This is a genomic window from Microbacterium sp. AG157, assembly GCF_003385695.1.
GTDB lineage: Bacteria > Actinomycetota > Actinomycetes > Actinomycetales > Microbacteriaceae > Microbacterium > Microbacterium testaceum.
The window spans coordinates 22,378-38,579 of the sequence record NZ_QRDK01000006.1 but is presented as its reverse complement, the minus strand read 5'-3'; the positions used below and the strand labels follow the sequence as shown (position 1 = coordinate 38,579).

Here is a 16,202-nt window from a genome sequence, read left to right as displayed (position 1 = left end):
CGCACTAGATCTCCAGCCCCCGCCCCGGCGGTCACTCCAGAGAGAACATTGTCCCTCCCGAAATTTCCCCCCCCGAAACTCGTCCCATGCACGTTGGGGGGGGGGGGGGGGGGGGACGAGCGAGGAACCGACAAGAACCCCTCAGCCGAGAACCTCCGCCAGGAACGCCTTCATCGCCGTCCAGCTCCGGCGCTCCGCGACGGCCTGGAACTGCGCTCCGTGCTCGGGGGCGTCGGCATCCGGAAGCGTGAACGCGTGCAGGGCGTTGGCGTACGAGACCACCTGCCAGTCCACCGACGGCGCGGTGCGCAGGTCGTTCTCAAAGGCGAGCAGGGCGTCGTCGGGAACGACGGGGTCGGCGGCACCGTGGAGGACGAGCAGCTTGGCGGTGATTCGTTCCGCCTCGCCCGCCGGTCCGGTCAGCAACCCGCCGTGGAAACTCACCACCGCATCGACCGCGGCGCCCGTGCGCGCGAGCTCCAGCACGGACGAGCCGCCGAAGCAGTAGCCGATCGCCGCGGTGCGCTGCGAGTCGACCGACGGCTGCGAAACCAGGTGGTCGAACGCCTCGGTCATGCGCTTCCGCCACAGCGGCCGGTCCTGGTAGAAGCCACCGGCGACGCCCGCGGCCTCTTCCGGCGCGGGCCGCACGTCGGCGCCGTACACGTCCGCGGCGAAGGCCGCGTAGCCGAGCCGGGCGAGCATGTCGCAGCGCATCCCGACGTAGTCGGTCACCCCGAGCCAGTCGTGCACGACGAGGACTCCCGGGTACCGCCCCTCCCCTGCCGGACGAGCGAGGTAACCGCGGTAGTCGACCCCGTCGACGTGGTACTCGACCTCGCCGGAGTCGATCCCGGATGCCGGGAGGGGTTCGCGGTTGAGGATGCCGGTGAGGTCTGCGGAATACGTCGTCATGCGGTGCTCCCGGAGGTGAGGAATCGTGTCGCTGGGGAGACTAGACCCTCGACTCGGGAGGCAGCCGGGCCTTGCGCCTCAGCGCCGACAGACGAAGAACAGCCGCCGCGCGTCGTCGCCGACCGGCTGATCGCGCCCGCCGCTCACCTCGACTCGCGTGAATCCGGAGTCCTCCAGCATCGCGCGCACCTCGGACAGCGCTATGGCATACTCCGAGATCGTGTCCTCGACGACGGTGCCCGCACGTTCGATCCGCACATGCCAGTCGTAACGATCGTCACCGACATCACGGATCCGCATCGACACCGTCGTCCCGTCGGCCTCGGTGGTGTGCTCCTCGCCGGCGTCCGCCCGCAAGCGGCCGAGGGTGTTCATGTCGAACAGGAAGACCCCGCCATCCGCCAGGTGCGCCGCGGCCGTGGCGAAGACCGAGGGCCAATCGCTGCCGGGCAGGTGGTTGATCGTGTCGTAGACGCAGGCGACCACATCGAACGTTCGGCCCAGCGACAGCCAGCGGATGTCCGCGGTGAGGAACTCGGCATCCATTTTCTTGATCCGGGCGATCTCGAGCATCTCGGGCGAGACGTCGACGCCGACCTTGGTCCAGTTCGAGGGCAGCCGTTCGAGCACGGCTCCGGTGCCACAGCCGAGCTCGAGCACCGAACGGCGCGAGGGTCCCGACTCCCCCGCATGCCGCTCGATCCATCCGGCGAAGGCCTCGGCCGCGCCCCCTTGGACGACGTCGTAGAAGGGTGCGAAATCCGAGTACATGCGCCTCATCCCATCACGCCGTCACGAGCCGGGCCAAGACCCCCGCTACGCTCGAACCGATGACTCCCCTGTGCGCCCTCGATCGGAAGCCCGGCGCATGAGCGGCGTCTTCACCGGGTTCGCCGTCGTCGGTCTCGCCGTCGTCGTGGGCTACATCATCGCCCGCATCGACCTGCTCGGTCCGCACGCGCGACACGTTCTCAGCCGCCTGACGTTCTTCGTCCTCTCGCCTTTCCTCCTGTTCACGGTGCTCGCGAAGGCCGACGTCGCGACCCTGTTCTCGGCACTGCTCCCGGTGTCGATGATCACCGCCGCGGTCATCATCGGCGTCTACGCCCTCTTCTCGGCCCTGGTCCTGCGTCGCCGCGTGGGCGAGACGGTGATCGGCGCTCTGTCGGCGGGCCAGGTGAACAGCAACAACATCGGCATCCCGATCTCGCTGTACATGCTCGGGAACGCGGCGTACTCGGCTCCGGTGATCCTGTTCCAGTTGCTGGTGCTCATGCCCATCGCGCTGTCGATCCTGGATGCCGCGACCTCGGGATCCCGCAACATCGGGCGCATCCTCTTGCAGACGGCGAAGAACCCGATGCTCATCGGTTCCGCTCTGGGTGTCCTCGTGGCCCTCCTCGACGTCGACCTGCCGCCCATCGTCTTCGACCCGCTGCACCTCATCGCGGGAGCCTGCGTGCCGGTGCTGCTGATGTCGTACGGCATGTCGTTGTACGGCCAGCGTGTGTTGACCGAGCCGGGACGCCGCGTCGACGTCGTCATCGCCTCGACTCTCAAGCTGGTGGCGATGCCGGCGCTGGCGTGGCTGGTCGCGACGCTCTTCGCCCTGCCCGCCGATCAGGTCTTCATCGTCGTCGTGCTCGCGGCTCTGCCGACGGCCCAGAACGTCTTCAACTTCGCGCAGCGTTACGGCGTCGGCGAGATCCTGTCGCGCGACGTCGTCTTCATCTCGACCCTCGGCTGCCTGCCGGTGCTGTTCACGGTGGCGCTTCTGCTCGAGCACTCCCCCGCGTAGCACCCGTCGCGCTCGACAACCCTCGGGTCTAAGGTGAGAGTTGTTCTCAGCTTTTACACAGAAAGGCTCGCCATGTCGCCCTCCACGACCAGTCCCGCCGTCGGGGCCGTGCGCACCGCGCTCGGTGTCAGCGGAGCGCTCTCGCTCGTCATCGGTCTTCTCATCCTCATCTGGCCCGGCCGCACCGCCGAGGTCGCCGTCGGCATCATCTCGGTCTACGTGATCATCGCGGGCCTGGTGAACATCGGCATCGGCCTGTTCTGGCGCTCCGGCTGGGCCCGCATCGGCTACCTCGTCCTCGGCGTGCTCTTCATCGTCGCGGGCATCTTCTCGTTCGCGAACCTCTCGGCCACGACCGCGTGGTTCGGTGTCTTCATCGGCACCCTGGTCGGCATCCTGTGGATCATCGAGGGCGTCGTCTCGCTCACGACCGCCGGTCACGCCTCGAAGGCGCGCGCGTGGACGGTCTTCTTCGCGATCGTCAGCATCGTCGCCGGAATCGTTCTGCTGTTCTCGCCGCTGCTGGGCGCGGTGACGCTGTTCCTGCTGATCGGCATCTCACTGGTCATCCTCGGCGCCTTCCAGATCGTGCGCGCGATCCAGTTCGGCAAGGCCGTCTGACGCCGACAGAAGAAGGGGCCCGGATGCCACGGCATCCGGGCCCCTTCTTCTGTCACCGCACGGGCAGGTACCGGCTCCACCAGTCGAGGACCGCCTCGAAGCGTTGCACGCGGTGCTGCGGGCGGCCGGAACGCGTGAGCTCGTGATCCTCGCCGGGGAAGACGAGCATCTCGGCGTCGACGCCGTTGCGCTTCAGGGCCGCGTAGTACCGGGTCGCCTGGTCGAGCGGGCAGCGGTAGTCGAGCTCGGAGTGCAGCACGAGCGTGGGCGTGGCGACCCGGTCGACGACGGCCATGGGGCTCTGGGCGGCCACGAGCGCCGGGTCGGTGCCGACGTACTCGTCGCCGAAGAACGAGCCGATGTCGCTCGATCCCGGGAAGGCGGCGGGATCGAGGAATCCGCGCTCGACGATCGCTCCGGCGAAGCGGTGGTCGTGCGCGATGATCCAGGCGGTCATGTAGCCGCCGTACGAGCCGCCCATCACGCCGACCCGCTGCGCGTCGAGCCGCGGATCGGCCCCGACCACGCCGTCGAAGAAGTCCATGACGTCGAAGAAGTCGAGCGTCCCCATACGGCGACGGATCGACCGCCCGTGCGCACGGCCGTACCCCGCGCTCCCCCGCGGATTGCTGTAGACCACGGCGTAGCCGGCGTCGACGAGGACCTGCGTCTCGTCGAACAGGTGCACGCCGTAGGAGGCGTAGGGCCCGCCGTGGATCTGCAGGATGACGGGGAACGGCCCCTCCCCCTCGGGCACCGCGACCCACCCGTGCACCGGATGGCCGTCACGGCCGGCGATCTCGTGTTCGACCGGCACCGCGATGCCCGTCTCGCGCGCGGCTCCGCCGAACGCGGTGAGCGCCCGCACCTCGGGCCCGTCGATCGTCACGAGCTCGCCGGAAGACTCGGGAGACGCCACGGATGCCACGACCCGCCCCCGCGCGACCGCGTGCCCCGAGACCTCGAGGTCGCCACCCAGCACCTGATCGACCCGCCCGCCGCGCGACACCCGCAGCAGCCTCAGGCGCCCGCGGGTGCGGTCCTGCACGAGGACGTCGTCGCCGTCGAACGAGAGGTGGCTGCCGACCTCGCCGAGGTCGATCGACTCGGGATCGGTGAGCAGACGGGGGCCGTCGGCGTCGAGCGCGAAGAGCGCGACGCCGGGAGCGACGAAGTCGGCGCCCTCGTCGCCCACGTCGTTCGCGAGCAGGAAGACGGTGCCGTCAGGGGCGACGTCGACGCTCGCTACGGAGAGGTTCTCTGCGCGGCCCAGGATCTCGCGCTGTTCGCCGCTGTCGACCGCGATCGCGACGATCCGATCGCGCAGGTCGCGGCGCGCCGTCTCGATCACGTCGGGCACGCTGAGCAGTTCGGCGCCGTCGTTCGTCCAGACCACGCCGCTCCAGCTCGTCTCCCCGTGCGTCAGCGCGGTGGACGCAGCGGCGACGACCGTCTTCTCGGGTGCGTCGAGTCCGGGGGCCGGCTCGTAGAACGGTTCCGCATCGGTGGCGGGCGCGTCCACGACGAACACGTGCGCGGGTCGATCGAGATAGCCGAGACCGTTCGCATGCCAGCGAATGCCGGTGATCCGGCGCGGCGGTTCGGCTGCGGCATCCCGGCCCTCCACGGTGCCGTACCGCCCGGGTTCGGGAACGCGCGCGGTGAAGCCAAGGCGCGAGCCGTCGGGCGACCATGCGAGGTCTGTCACTCCCCCGGGCTGGTCGGTGACCTGCACGGGTTCGCCGCCCTGTGCGGCGACGACGAAGATCTGGGCGCGGCCCTTCTCATCGGAACGGAGGAATGCGATGGTGCTGTCGTCGGGCGACAGCCGCGGCGCGCGGTCCGCTACCCCGCGCGTGATGCGGCGCGGGGAGCCGTCGGGCACGTCGACCCGCCACAGCTGACCGACCGCCCGGTCGGCGGCGAGATCGGGGCGCGAGGTCGCGAAGACCGCGAACGCCCCCGTAGCAGCGATCGCGGGCCGACCGACCCCGATCAGTGTCTGGATGTCGGTCGGCCGCATGATCACTCGCCTCCGAACGAACCCGTGTCTCCGACGAGGCGGGTGTTGTCGGCGGGCACCGGGTCGACCGCGGCGCGGGCCACCTCGGCCGCGAACTCCGAGACGTTGTAGAGCTTGCCGGCGTCTTCGCGGCGGGCCGAGATCGCGCCGGGGTTCGCGCGCTCGAGCAGGGTGGCCGTGATGGTGCCCTCGATCATGTCTCCCGAGACGACGGTGAAGCCGATGCCGCGCTCCTCGAGGGCGGGGATCTTCTGGCGCAGAGCGTCTTCGCCGGCGCGCTTGGACAGGGCGACCGGCTCGTACTCGGGCATGGTCGGGGTGGTGCGGATGAAGTGCGCCTGGTGGCTGGTGACGAAGACCACGCGGGCCTCGGCCGTGAGCAGGGGCAGGGCCGTCTCGAGCACGTTGACCTGCGCGTCTCGGTTGAGCAGCAGCGCGTAGTCCTCGGCCATGCCCGACTCCATACCGCCCGAGGCGTTGAGCACGAGGATGTCGAGACCGCCGAAGGTGCGCTCGACCTCGTCGAACATCGCCTTCACCGATTCGGGATCGGTGAGGTCGGCACCGACGACGAGAGCCTCGACGCCGAGCTCGCGCAGCTGCGCGGCAAGCTTCTCGGCGCGCGGCGCCTTGTTGCGGAAGTTGATGACGACGTTCGCGCCGGCCTCGGCGAAGTAGCGGACGGTGTCGGCGCCGATACCGCGCGACGAGCCGGTGACGAGAGCGGTCTTGCCGCTCAGGGAGCCGGACGGAAGGGTCTGGGACACGGAAGTTCTCCTGACGATTCGAAAGATCGACTCCCCAGCCTACCGACCGACCCGGCACCTCCCGGGGGCGGGCAGCCTGTGTGCTGGATGAGAACCGACCCCGGCGGCGCGACCCGGTGCTACGTTCGGGCCAGGAGGCACGAAATGGACGTTCTCTCCACTCCCGACACGTGGGCCTGGATCGGCTGGATCGTGTTGATCCTCGTCTTCGTCGTCATCGAGATGCTGACGGGCGAACTGACCTTCCTCATGCTCTCGGGGGGCAGCGCCGCGGGGCTCCTCTCCGACCTGTTCGGCGCGCCGCTGTGGATGCAGGCGATCGTGGCCGCACTGGCCGCCGTCGCCCTGCTGACCTTCCTGCGGCCTCCGCTGCTCCGGCGTCTGCACCGCGGCGCCGACGAACGCCCGTCCGGTGTCGACGCCCTGCTCGGCCTCCAGGGTCTCGTGCTGTCGCGGGTGTCGCCCTCCGTCCCGGGGCAGGTCAAACTCACCAACGGCGACGTGTGGACCGCGCGCAGCGACACCGGCATCCGACTCGACCCCGCGACGCGCGTCGAGGTCGTCCGCATCGACGGCGCCACCGCCGTCGTCCGCGCCGTCGTTCCGCGCGCGCACGAACAGGAGGTCGCGACATGAACGCCGACAACATCATCCCCGTCACGATCGGATGGATCCTCGCGGCGGCGGTGGTGGTCTTCGTGGTCGTCGTCCTCTTCCGCGCCGTCCGCATCATCCCGCAAGCGCGGGCGGGCGTGGTCGAGCGCCTCGGGCGGTACCACAAGACCCTCACGCCCGGCCTGAACCTCGTCGTCCCGCTGGTCGACCGGGTGCGTCCGCTCATCGACATGCGCGAGCAAGTGGTCTCGTTCCCTCCGCAGCCGGTCATCACCGAAGACAACCTCGTCGTCTCGATCGACACCGTCGTGTACTTCCAGGTGACCGACGCGCGCGCCGCCACCTACGAGATCGCCAACTACCTCGGAGCGGTCGAGCAGTTGACGACGACGACGTTGCGCAACGTGGTCGGCGGGCTGAACCTCGAGCAGGCGTTGACGAGCCGCGACAACATCAACGGCCAGTTGCGCGTCGTCCTCGACGAAGCCACGGGAAAATGGGGCATCCGGGTCGGACGCGTCGAGCTCAAGGCGATCGACCCTCCCCATTCGATCCAGGACTCGATGGAGAAGCAGATGAGAGCCGAACGCGATCGCCGTGCCGCGATCCTGACCGCCGAGGGCTCCAAGCAGTCCCAGATCCTCGAGGCCGAGGGTCGGCGCCAGGCCGCGATCCTCGAGGCCGAGGGAGACAAGCAGGCGGCCGTTCTGCGCGCGCAGGGCGAAGCCGAAGCGATCCACTCGGTGTTCACCGCCATCCACGAGGGGCGCCCCGACGACAAGCTCCTCGCCTACCAGTACCTGCAGACGCTGCCGAAGATCAGCGACAGCTCCTCCAGCAAGCTGTGGATCATCCCGAGCGAGTTCACCGAGGCCCTCAAGGGCATCTCGGGAGCATTCGCCTCGCGGACCGGTGGCGACGACTCCCCCATCGTCGTGCCCGGCTCGAGCGACTCGGCCCCCTGATGACACGGCATCCCTACCTGTCCCGCTCCACCCCGCGCGTGCTCGCCCATCGCGGACTGGTGACCCCGGATGCCGCCACCCAGGGCGTCGTCGAGAACTCATTCGCCGCGGTCGCCGAGGCCCACGCGGCCGGGGCCGACTACGTCGAATCCGACTGCCACCTCACCGCCGACGGCGAGGTCGTGCTGTTCCATGACGACGACCTGCAGCGGGTGGCCGGCGACCCCCGGGCGATCGCCGACGTGCGCCTGCACGAGATCGAGGAGCTGATGGCCGAGCGCGGGGGTCTCGTCACGCTCGCCCAAGCGCTCGAGGCATTCCCCGAGGTGCGCTTCAACCTCGATGTGAAGGCCGCGGCCGCGGCGGCCGAGGTCGGTCGGCTCGTCGCCCCGCACACCGAGCGCGTTCTCATCACGAGTTTTTCCGACGAGCGACGCCTCGACACTCTGGCCGCGACCCGGGCGGCGGGCGCCACGACGCGACCCGCCACCTCCCCCGGATCCGGGACGATCGCGCGGCTCCTGGCCGCTCGCGCCCTGCGCCGGACAGGGCGTGTCCGCGGCATCCTCGACGACATCGACGCCCTTCAGATCCCCGAGCGCCAGGGACCGATCCGGGTCGTCTCTCGAGGACTGATCCGCGACGCGCACGCGGCCGGTGTCGAAGTACACGTGTGGACGGTGAACGACGAGGACGACATGTCGCGCCTGCTCGACCTCGGTGTCGACGGTCTGGTCACCGACCGCGCGGACGTCGCCCTCGCGCTCGTGAACAGACGGGGAACAGCATCTGTCTGAGCATCCACTGTGAAACTCGTCAGGACGCGCGCAGTTCGAATAAAGCGCACAGGTGCGGACGTTATACATGGGGACCGACGAGAGGACCACAAAATGGCAGACCGCAGTCTCCGCGGCATCCGACTCGGCGCCCAAAGCCTCCAGAGCGAAGACGGCGTCGTGTTCCACGACCGTGCACAACACACCTATTCCTGCAGCACCTGCGGACGCGACACCGTCCTGACCTTCGCTGCCGACGCCGAGGTTCCCGACGCCTGGGAGTGCCGCACCTGCGGCGCCGAGGCCCTTCTTCGCATCGGCGACGGCACGGCGACCGTCGACCACAGCGCCGACAAGGCGGCCCGCACGCACTGGGACATGCTGCTGGAGCGTCGCACCATCCCCGAACTCGAGGAACTCCTCGAAGAGCGCCTCGCCTTCGTCCGTGCTCGTCGCGGCGCGGGGAACGAGAAGCTCAGCGCCTGACGCTGACCCGCTGATTCAGACGCCGGCCCCTTCGGGGGCCGGCGTCTTCTTCGTGCGTCGCGCCCCCACACCGGCGATCAGTCCGGCAGCGAGGAGCGCCGCGAGGCCACCCCACCCGAGCACCATCTTCACGGCCGGTCCGATCACGACCGCGGGGGTGAGCCCGGTACGCAGCGGCACGTCGGTCAGCATGTGACCGGCGGTGTCGGGCGGCAGAGCGTCGAGCGTCGACCCGTCCGGGGCGATGACCTGGCTCGTGCCGACGGTCGACAGGTTGACCACCGCGCGGCCGGTCTCGATCGCGCGCATCTGCGCGAACGCGAGTTGCTGAAGGTTCTCGTCGGTGCCCCGGAAGTCCGCGTTGTTGGTCTGGAACATGTAGACCTCGGCTCCCTCGTCGGCGCCGTCCCACACGACATCGTCGTAGATCACGTCGAAGCAGATCGCGAGGCCCACGCCGACCCCGTTCAGGTCGACCAACGGCGGCGCCGTGCCGGGCGTGTATTCGCGCCCGATGAGCCCGATCAAGTCGGGCGCGAAGGGCTCCCAGAACGAGCGGTCGGGAACGTACTCGCCGAACGGCACGGGGTGCCGCTTGTCGTACGTCGCCCCCTCGTGACCGGAAGCCGTCCACAGAAGGGACGAGTTGAAGAGGTCCGCGCCGCGTTCGGTGACGGCCGAGACGAGCAGGGGCGCGTCCATGCGTCGAGAGAGCTCGGAGAGCGCGGCCGCCGTCGCGGGGTTCGAGGTGGGATCGGAGTCGACGCCCCCCTCGGGCCACAGCAGCACGTCCATCTTCTGACCGAACAGCGGAGCGGATGCCGCGAGCTGCGCGTTCAGCACGGCGTTGCGCGTGCGCTGGTCGAAGTACCCCGCCGGGCCGTTGCCCTGCACCGCCCCCACACGGATCGAGCCCGCATCGGTGGTCGGGAACGCCGGAAGCCCCGCGAGCACCACGAGCACCGCCGCCGCCGGAACAGCGGCGACCGGGCGGCGCAGCCGCCCAGCGCGGACGAACTCGATCACCATCGCGCAGAAGAGCACCACGAGGAAGGACAATCCCGACATGCCGACCCACGACGCGACCTCGGCGAAGGGCCCGTTCACCTGCGAGACGCCGATGCGTCCCCAGGGGAAGCCGCCGTAGGGCCAGGAGCCCACGATCTGTTCCCGGAGGGTCCACAGGGCCGCCACGAGCGCCGGAAGAAGCACGAGGCGCCCCACGCGCCCGGGTGCGACCCGCGGCAGCCAGCGGTACGCCAGCGCGATCGGGACGGCCAGAACGGCCGTCAGCAGCGCCTCGAGCACGAACAACGCCGCCCAGGGCACGGGCCCGAGGTAGCGGGCGGTGAAGAGGAGGTTGACCGAGAAGAACGCCACCCCGAAGAGGAAGCCGATCAGCACGGCCGACCAGAACCGTCGACCGATGAGGGTCACGAGCGCCAGAGCGACGGCGGGGAACGCCATCGGCCACCACGCCAGCGCGGGGAACGCCGTGACGAGCAGCAGTCCCGCCACCACGGCCAGGGGGGCGGCGAACGCCAGACGCAGCAGCGGCGCCGGGGTCGCCGTCGCGTCAGCGGTCGCCGAGGAGCGGCTCATGCCGAGGTGTACGCCACGATGCCGCGGCGAACCGCGTCGAGCGCCGTGCGAGCGGTCTTGGCGAGCTTCGGCTCGGCCACGAGCGAGATCTGGTCGAGCAGGTCGATCGTCTGCTTCGCCCAGCGGACGAAGTCGCCCGCCGCCATGTCGGCGAGCGTCAGCACGCTGTCGAGCGGGAGACCCTTCGCCCACGCGTGCATCGCCGGCGCGAGACCCGACGCGGGCGACTCGGAGCCCGGCAGACGGTGGTCGCGTTCGAGGTCGTCGAGCTCTTGCCACAACGTCTGCGTGGCGTCCAGGGCCACCCGGAAGGCACCGCGCGGCAGACCGCGCTCCCCGGGGCCGGCCTCGTCGCGCCGCGGTTCGTACACGAGGCAGCACGCGAGGGCCGCGAGCGAGGGGGCGTCCAGCCCCTCCCACAGACCCTGGCGCAGCGACTCCGCCACGAGCAGATCGCGCTCGCCGTAGATGCGGCGCATCGTGCGCCCGGCGGGCGTCAGCACGGTGGCGCCGTCGTCCTCGATCGCCACGTACTCGAGGGTCGCGAGCACCTCGACCACACGGTCGAAGACGCGCGCGACGGTGCCCGTGCGCTGATCGATCTGGTGGCGGGTCTTGTCGGTGGTGCGCTTGAGCTTCCAATAGCGCTCCGCCCAGCGCGCATGCGCCTCGCGGTCGGGGCAGGACTGGCACGGGTGCCGCTGCATCCGCTTGCGCAGCGACTGGATCTGCTGCTGTCGCTCGTCGCGCAGGCGGCGGGGTGCCGTGGCATCCCGTCGATTGATCTTCTCGAGGTCGCTCAGCTCGCGGCGGATCGTGGAGTACTCGCGGAAATCGCCGCGGTCGCACGTCATGGCCTTCTCGTAGCCGGCGAGCGACTCCTCGGCCTCTTTCACCTGGCGGGCGAGGCCGACGACCGAACGATCGGCCTGGAACTGCGCGAACGACGACTCGAGGATCTCGCGGGCACGGGCGCGGCCGAACTGATCGATGAGGTTGACGGCCATGTTGTACGTGGGCCGGAAGCTCGAGTTGAGCGGATACGTACGCCGAGATGCGAGGGCGGCGACCGATTGGGGGTCGAGTCCCTCGGTGAACTGCACGACGGCGTGGCCCTCGACGTCGATGCCGCGGCGACCGGCGCGACCCGTGAGCTGCGTGTACTCCCCCGACGTGATCGCGACGCGGGCCTCGCCGTTGAACTTCTCGAGCTTCTCGAGCACGACCGTCCGCGCGGGCATGTTGATGCCGAGGGCGAGGGTCTCGGTCGCGAAGACGACCTTCACGAGCTTGCGGCGGAAGAGTTCCTCGACGACCTCTTTGAATGCCGGGAGCAGTCCCGCATGGTGAGACGCCATGCCGCGCTCGAGGTTGTCGCGCCACTCCCAGAAGTGCAGAACGGCGAGATCTTCGTCTTTGAGCGTGAAGGTCAGCTCGTCGACGATCTGGCGGATCTCGACGCGCTCTTCGGCCGAGGTCAGGCGCACGTTCGCGCGACGCAGCTGCTGCACCGCCGCATCGCATCCGGCACGGCTGAAGATGAAGAAGATCGCGGGGAGAAGGTGGTTGCGCTGCAGCAGCTCGACGACCTCGGGGCGGTCGATGCGCTCGATGCGCGGCCCCTGCTGGGCGCGCAGAGGCTTGTGGCCGCCGCGGCGCTGGTGCGCGTGGCGCGGGCCGCCCGCGTGACGCTGTGAGCGATACTCCTGAGCACGTCGGTTGTTCTCGTACCCGCCGGCGTTGCCTCCGCGGATGCGCAGGAGCTCCTGGTTCACCTGGGCCGTGGCGACCCCCGCGCGATCGTCGAACAGGGGCAGCAGATCGCCGCGGACCAGGACGTGCTGCTCGAGCGGCACGGGTCGGGTCTCCGACACGATCACCTCGGTGTCGCCGCGCACGGTGTCGAGCCAATCGCCGAACTCCTCGGCGTTCGAGACGGTTGCCGACAGTGACACGAGCTTCACCGACGGCGGGAGGTGGATGATGACTTCCTCCCACACCGCCCCGCGGAAACGGTCGGCCAGGTAGTGCACCTCGTCCATCACGACGAAGCGCAGGCCGCGGAGGGCCGGCGAATCGGCGTAGAGCATGTTGCGCAGCACCTCGGTCGTCATCACGACGATGCGTGCCGAGGCGTTGATGTTCGTGTCTCCGGTCAGCAGGCCCACCTCGTCGTCGCCGTAGACCTCCTGCAGCTCGTGGAACTTCTGGTTGGACAGCGCTTTGATGGGGGTCGTGTAGAACGCCTTGTCACCGGGCTCGAGCATCGCGAGATGGATGGCGAACTCGCCGACGATCGTCTTACCGGCCCCGGTGGGGGCGGCCACCAGCACACTTCGGCCGTCCTCGAGGGCGTGGCATCCGGCGATCTGGAAGTCGTCGAGCTCGAAGCGCTGCATCTCGGCGAAGTCCGCCGTGTGCGGGTGCGTGGACCGGGCGGCGGCGCGAGCGAAACGCTCGGCCGGACTGGGGGAACTCACGCGATGGGCCCCGACGGCATCTCGGCCGCGGCGAGGCGGCGGGCCTTGCGCCGGTCGAAGAGCATCGACACCCCGGCCGCAGCGAAGAACAGGACGGTCAGGATGCCGGCCAGCATCAGCATGCTGATGATGTCGGCCGCGGGGGTAGCCAGCGCCGAGAACAGGGTCGCGATGAGGATGGCGACGCGCCAGCCCTTGAGGATCGCCTTGCCGCTCATGATGCCGGCGACGTTCAGCGCGACCAGGAACACCGGAAGCACGAAGGCGACGCCCACGACGATCATCAGCTTGAAAACGAAGTCGTAGTAGTCGACCGCGTTGTAGAAGTTGACGCCGCCCTCGGGGGTGAAGCCCCACATGAGCTCGATCACGTGCGGGACGATCAGCAGTCCCACCCAGCAGCCCACGAAGAAGAGCGGGACCGCGGATGCCACGAACCCGACCGTGTAACGGATCTCTTTGCGCGTGAGCCCGGGCATGATGAACGCCCAGATCTGCCAGAGCCACACCGGCGCCGACAGGAAGATGCCGATCGAGAACGCGATGCGCATGCGCAGATCGAACGCCGATGTCACCGAGGTGAAGTTCAGCGCCGAGAAGTCGTCGCCGCGCCGCTCCGCGATCACGCGGATGGGCTCGGTGATGAGGTGGATGATCGGGTCGGTGATGATGAAGGCCACCACCATGCCGACCACGAGCGCGAGCGCCGCGATCATGAGCCGCTTGCGCAGCTCGACCAGGTGCGCGCCGATCGACATGCGCTTGTCGCGCCGCGGTCCTTCGGGCACGTCGATCCGCGGCGGTCCTGCCGTCGCCACGGGTTAGACGGTGGGGTCGGTCGACCTGCGCGGCTCGGGGGCGACGGTCGGCGTCGTGCCGATGTCGGTGGCGCGCGGGGCTTCGGATGCGGCGGCGACCTCGTCGTCGCGCTTCATCTCCTTCATCTCACTCTTGAAGACGCGTGCCGACTGGCCCATGCTCTTGGCGAGAGCGGGGAGCTTGGCGGCACCGAACAGAAGAAGGATGACAGCGAGAACGATCAGCAGGTGCCATCCGGTCAAACCCTGGAACATGTCGACTCCTCGTCTCGTTCGGGCGGTTCTTCAGTCTAACCCGGGCGATGGTGCTGTGCTCCGACGCGCGGGAACCCTGCGGGATCGGTCAGGATTCGTGCGCGTACTGCGCGAGCCCCGCGGACGCCCAGGCTGCGGCCGCGCGCCGCGCCCCCGCGGGCTCCAACAGCTCGACCTCTCCCCCGCGACGCGCCGCGAGCCGCTTGAGGCTCTGCTCGTCGGCCAGACGGAGCGAGGCAACGACCCGGCCGCCGTCGGCCTCCTCGACCTCGGCGCGCTCGAGGTAGTCGGACAGCAGGGGCGCCACCTCGCGCGGAAAACGGAAGCGCGCGACGACCTCGTCGTCGGCCGGCGCGAACAGCTCGGGCACCGGGTCGGCGCCGTGTACGGCCGGGATGTCGGTGACACGGGCCTCGCTCACACGGTCGAGGTGGAAAGTACGCACGGCCTGACGAAGATGATCCCAGCCCTGCAGGTACCACTGGCCGTTCGCGATGTGCACCTTGATCGGGTCGACCGTGCGGGTGATGGGCTCGGCGCCGGGGGCGCGATAGGTGAAGGTCACCGCGACGCGGGAGCGAAGAGCCTCGTCGACCACGTCGCGGACGCCGTCGACGGGGCCGGGGGCGACGATGACCGCCGCCGGGGCGGCTGCTGCTCCCCGCGCGAGCTTCGACAGAAGCCCCGTGACGAGTTCGCTGTCGCCGAAGCCCGGCAGGCTTCGCGCCAGCTGGAGTCCGGCCAGCAGAGCGGCCGCCTCGCGGGCGGTCAGGCGCGGGGACCGCTCCAACCCCACGGTGTTCGTGATGGCGATCACGTCGTCGCGATCGAGCAGATCCCAGTCGATGTCGAAGAGGTCGTGCGGAAGCTGCCAGTACCCCCGTTCGCCCGGGAGGCCGATCACCGTCAGACGCTCGACCATCGCGCGCATCTGTTCGGGAGCGACCTCGAACTCGGCGGCGGCCTCGGTCACCGAGACCTCGCCCTTACCCAGCAGGTAGGGCACCAGTTGCAGCAGAAGCGCCGCGCGGTCGAGTGCGGCGACAGGACGATCGTCGCTCACGGAGCACCCCCGTGCAGGGCCAACGTCGCCTCGAGTCGGCGGATCACCTCGGTGCGCAGGTCGGCGGGCTCGACCACGCGCACCTCGGGGCCGTACGAGGCGAGCTCGTCGGCGAAGACGTGGAGATCCACGTAGGGCACGCGGATCCCCTGGGGCGCCTGTTCGGCGCGGCGGTCCAGGCGCAGGGCGGCCTCCGTGCCGGGGTGCACCTCGAGCAGAGCGCGTTGACGGGCGGCGACGGCACGCAGACCGTCGAGCGCTCGTTCGCCCGCGCCCTCGCGTAGCGCGGCGGGGAAGCTCTTGCGCAGGATCGTCACCTCGCCGACGATCCGCGAGAGAAGGAACGTGCGGTCGGCGTCGACATTGAGGTCGTAGCCGTAGACGTGCCACCGCGCCTCGTACTCCACGAGCGCGAGAGGCTGCACGCGTCGCTCCCGCGGGCGCGCCTCACCCGGGCGCAGATAGGTGAAGGTCACGACGCGGCTCTGCTCGATCGCCCGTTGCAGAGCGGCGAACGAAGCGTCGCGCACGCGGATGCGCGGGGAGTACCCGATGATCGGCTCGTCGACGGCGATGCCGAGGGCACGGATCTTGCGCAGACCGCTGCGCGCATCGGCCGAGAGCGACTCGGTCCCCCACACGCCGCCCGCGATGTTCAGCAGCGCGACCTCGGCGGGGCTGAAGGTGATGTCCTCCGGGAGGGCGTACTCGGCGGTCGGCACGCGGTAGCGCGCCTCGCGGAGGTCGTCGGGATCCGCACGATTGCCGATCGTCTCGATCGGAACGCCGAGACCGCGCAGGCTCTCTTTGTCGCGCTCGAACATCTTCTCGAGCGCGTCCTTCGACGCGCCCGCTTCGAGCTGCTCCCGGTAACCGGCCACCGACGACAGGATCGTGTCTTTCGTCAGCCCCTGCTCGGTCGCCATGAGGGCGACGACGAGGTTCACCAGACGCTCCTCGGGAGCGTTGCGGGAGACGGTGGCGGGCACCCGCCCATCCTAGGCGTCGAGCGTCCAGC

Annotated in this window: 16 protein-coding genes; 6 read left to right on the top strand and 10 right to left on the bottom strand. The window is 69.6% G+C overall.

Going from position 1 to position 16,202, the window contains the following annotated elements:
- Nucleotides 1-141: 141 nt before the first annotated feature.
- Together DEU35_RS16550 and DEU35_RS16545 are read right to left on the bottom strand one after the other, a co-directional pair.
- Nucleotides 142-915: a dienelactone hydrolase family protein gene (locus tag DEU35_RS16550; RefSeq protein WP_116240164.1), complete on the bottom strand. Its 774-nt coding sequence runs from the start codon at nucleotides 913-915 to the stop codon at nucleotides 142-144.
- 78 nt (nucleotides 916-993) lie between these two features.
- The gene (locus DEU35_RS16545) at nucleotides 994-1,686 is read right to left on the bottom strand and encodes a class I SAM-dependent methyltransferase (protein WP_181904681.1); all 693 of its coding nucleotides are present in this window, start codon (nucleotides 1,684-1,686) and stop codon (nucleotides 994-996) included.
- Between the two features lie 97 nt (nucleotides 1,687-1,783).
- On the opposite strand from DEU35_RS16545, the gene DEU35_RS16540 reads away from it, so the two are divergent.
- Complete coding sequence (locus tag DEU35_RS16540; RefSeq protein ID WP_116240162.1) at nucleotides 1,784-2,713, top strand: AEC family transporter; 930 nt, start codon at nucleotides 1,784-1,786, stop codon at nucleotides 2,711-2,713.
- Between the two features lie 72 nt (nucleotides 2,714-2,785).
- Nucleotides 2,786-3,334: an HdeD family acid-resistance protein gene (locus DEU35_RS16535; protein WP_103209648.1), complete on the top strand. Its 549-nt coding sequence runs from the start codon at nucleotides 2,786-2,788 to the stop codon at nucleotides 3,332-3,334.
- A 52-nt stretch (nucleotides 3,335-3,386) separates the two neighbouring features.
- Here DEU35_RS16535 and DEU35_RS16530 read toward each other — a convergent pair whose 3' ends face one another.
- The gene (locus DEU35_RS16530) at nucleotides 3,387-5,357 is read right to left on the bottom strand and encodes a S9 family peptidase (protein WP_116240165.1); all 1,971 of its coding nucleotides are present in this window, start codon (nucleotides 5,355-5,357) and stop codon (nucleotides 3,387-3,389) included.
- Between the two features lie 2 nt (nucleotides 5,358-5,359).
- Nucleotides 5,360-6,124, bottom strand: coding sequence for an SDR family oxidoreductase (locus DEU35_RS16525; protein WP_103209650.1), 765 nt, complete (start codon nucleotides 6,122-6,124; stop codon nucleotides 5,360-5,362).
- A gap of 144 nt (nucleotides 6,125-6,268) precedes the next feature.
- Between DEU35_RS16525 and DEU35_RS16520 the strand changes: the two genes are divergently transcribed.
- From DEU35_RS16520 to DEU35_RS16505, 4 genes are all read left to right on the top strand, one after another.
- Nucleotides 6,269-6,760 (top strand): NfeD family protein, encoded by a 492-nt coding sequence (locus DEU35_RS16520; protein ID WP_103209652.1) that lies wholly within the window; start codon nucleotides 6,269-6,271, stop codon nucleotides 6,758-6,760.
- A complete protein-coding gene (locus DEU35_RS16515; protein WP_116240161.1) occupies nucleotides 6,757-7,704 on the top strand; it encodes an SPFH domain-containing protein in 948 nt (315 codons plus the stop codon). The genes DEU35_RS16520 and DEU35_RS16515 overlap by 4 nt, the downstream gene beginning before the upstream one ends.
- Complete coding sequence (locus DEU35_RS16510; protein ID WP_103209656.1) at nucleotides 7,704-8,501, top strand: glycerophosphodiester phosphodiesterase family protein; 798 nt, start codon at nucleotides 7,704-7,706, stop codon at nucleotides 8,499-8,501. Before DEU35_RS16515 ends, DEU35_RS16510 begins: the two co-directional genes overlap by 1 nt.
- A 93-nt stretch (nucleotides 8,502-8,594) precedes the next feature.
- A complete protein-coding gene (locus DEU35_RS16505) occupies nucleotides 8,595-8,966 on the top strand; it encodes an RNA polymerase-binding protein RbpA (protein WP_056231926.1) in 372 nt (123 codons plus the stop codon).
- Between the two features lie 15 nt (nucleotides 8,967-8,981).
- On the opposite strand, the gene lnt is transcribed toward DEU35_RS16505, so the two are convergent.
- From lnt to DEU35_RS16475, 6 genes are all read right to left on the bottom strand, one after another.
- Nucleotides 8,982-10,568: an apolipoprotein N-acyltransferase gene (lnt, locus tag DEU35_RS16500; protein ID WP_103209658.1), complete on the bottom strand. Its 1,587-nt coding sequence runs from the start codon at nucleotides 10,566-10,568 to the stop codon at nucleotides 8,982-8,984.
- Nucleotides 10,565-13,048, bottom strand: a complete 2,484-nt coding sequence (locus tag DEU35_RS16495) for an RNA helicase (RefSeq protein ID WP_116240160.1) — start codon at nucleotides 13,046-13,048, stop codon at nucleotides 10,565-10,567. The genes lnt and DEU35_RS16495 overlap by 4 nt, the downstream gene beginning before the upstream one ends.
- Entirely contained in the window at nucleotides 13,045-13,806 is a 762-nt protein-coding gene (tatC, locus tag DEU35_RS16490) for a twin-arginine translocase subunit TatC (RefSeq protein WP_103209991.1), read from the bottom strand. The genes DEU35_RS16495 and tatC overlap by 4 nt, the downstream gene beginning before the upstream one ends.
- Before the next feature lie 63 nt (nucleotides 13,807-13,869).
- Nucleotides 13,870-14,121: a Sec-independent protein translocase subunit TatA gene (gene tatA / locus DEU35_RS16485; RefSeq protein ID WP_056231943.1), complete on the bottom strand. Its 252-nt coding sequence runs from the start codon at nucleotides 14,119-14,121 to the stop codon at nucleotides 13,870-13,872.
- Between the two features lie 88 nt (nucleotides 14,122-14,209).
- Nucleotides 14,210-15,184, bottom strand: a complete 975-nt coding sequence (locus tag DEU35_RS16480; protein ID WP_103209663.1) for a YafY family protein — start codon at nucleotides 15,182-15,184, stop codon at nucleotides 14,210-14,212.
- Nucleotides 15,181-16,173 (bottom strand): YafY family protein, encoded by a 993-nt coding sequence (locus tag DEU35_RS16475; protein WP_116240159.1) that lies wholly within the window; start codon nucleotides 16,171-16,173, stop codon nucleotides 15,181-15,183. The genes DEU35_RS16480 and DEU35_RS16475 overlap by 4 nt, the downstream gene beginning before the upstream one ends.
- Nucleotides 16,174-16,202: the final 29 nt, after the last annotated feature.

Coding starts and splice junctions, on each gene's coding strand:
- DEU35_RS16550 (WP_116240164.1), bottom strand. CDS start 915: ATGACGACGTATTCCGCAGACCTCACCGGCATCCTCAACCGCGAACCC.
- DEU35_RS16545 (WP_181904681.1), bottom strand. CDS start 1,686: ATGTACTCGGATTTCGCACCCTTCTACGACGTCGTCCAAGGGGGCGCG.
- DEU35_RS16540 (WP_116240162.1), top strand. CDS start 1,784: ATGAGCGGCGTCTTCACCGGGTTCGCCGTCGTCGGTCTCGCCGTCGTC.
- DEU35_RS16535 (WP_103209648.1), top strand. CDS start 2,786: ATGTCGCCCTCCACGACCAGTCCCGCCGTCGGGGCCGTGCGCACCGCG.
- DEU35_RS16530 (WP_116240165.1), bottom strand. CDS start 5,357: ATGCGGCCGACCGACATCCAGACACTGATCGGGGTCGGTCGGCCCGCG.
- DEU35_RS16520 (WP_103209652.1), top strand. CDS start 6,269: ATGGACGTTCTCTCCACTCCCGACACGTGGGCCTGGATCGGCTGGATC.
- DEU35_RS16515 (WP_116240161.1), top strand. CDS start 6,757: ATGAACGCCGACAACATCATCCCCGTCACGATCGGATGGATCCTCGCG.
- DEU35_RS16510 (WP_103209656.1), top strand. CDS start 7,704: ATGACACGGCATCCCTACCTGTCCCGCTCCACCCCGCGCGTGCTCGCC.
- DEU35_RS16505 (WP_056231926.1), top strand. CDS start 8,595: ATGGCAGACCGCAGTCTCCGCGGCATCCGACTCGGCGCCCAAAGCCTC.
- lnt (WP_103209658.1), bottom strand. CDS start 10,568: ATGAGCCGCTCCTCGGCGACCGCTGACGCGACGGCGACCCCGGCGCCG.
- tatC (WP_103209991.1), bottom strand. CDS start 13,806: ATGTCGATCGGCGCGCACCTGGTCGAGCTGCGCAAGCGGCTCATGATC.
- tatA (WP_056231943.1), bottom strand. CDS start 14,121: ATGTTCCAGGGTTTGACCGGATGGCACCTGCTGATCGTTCTCGCTGTC.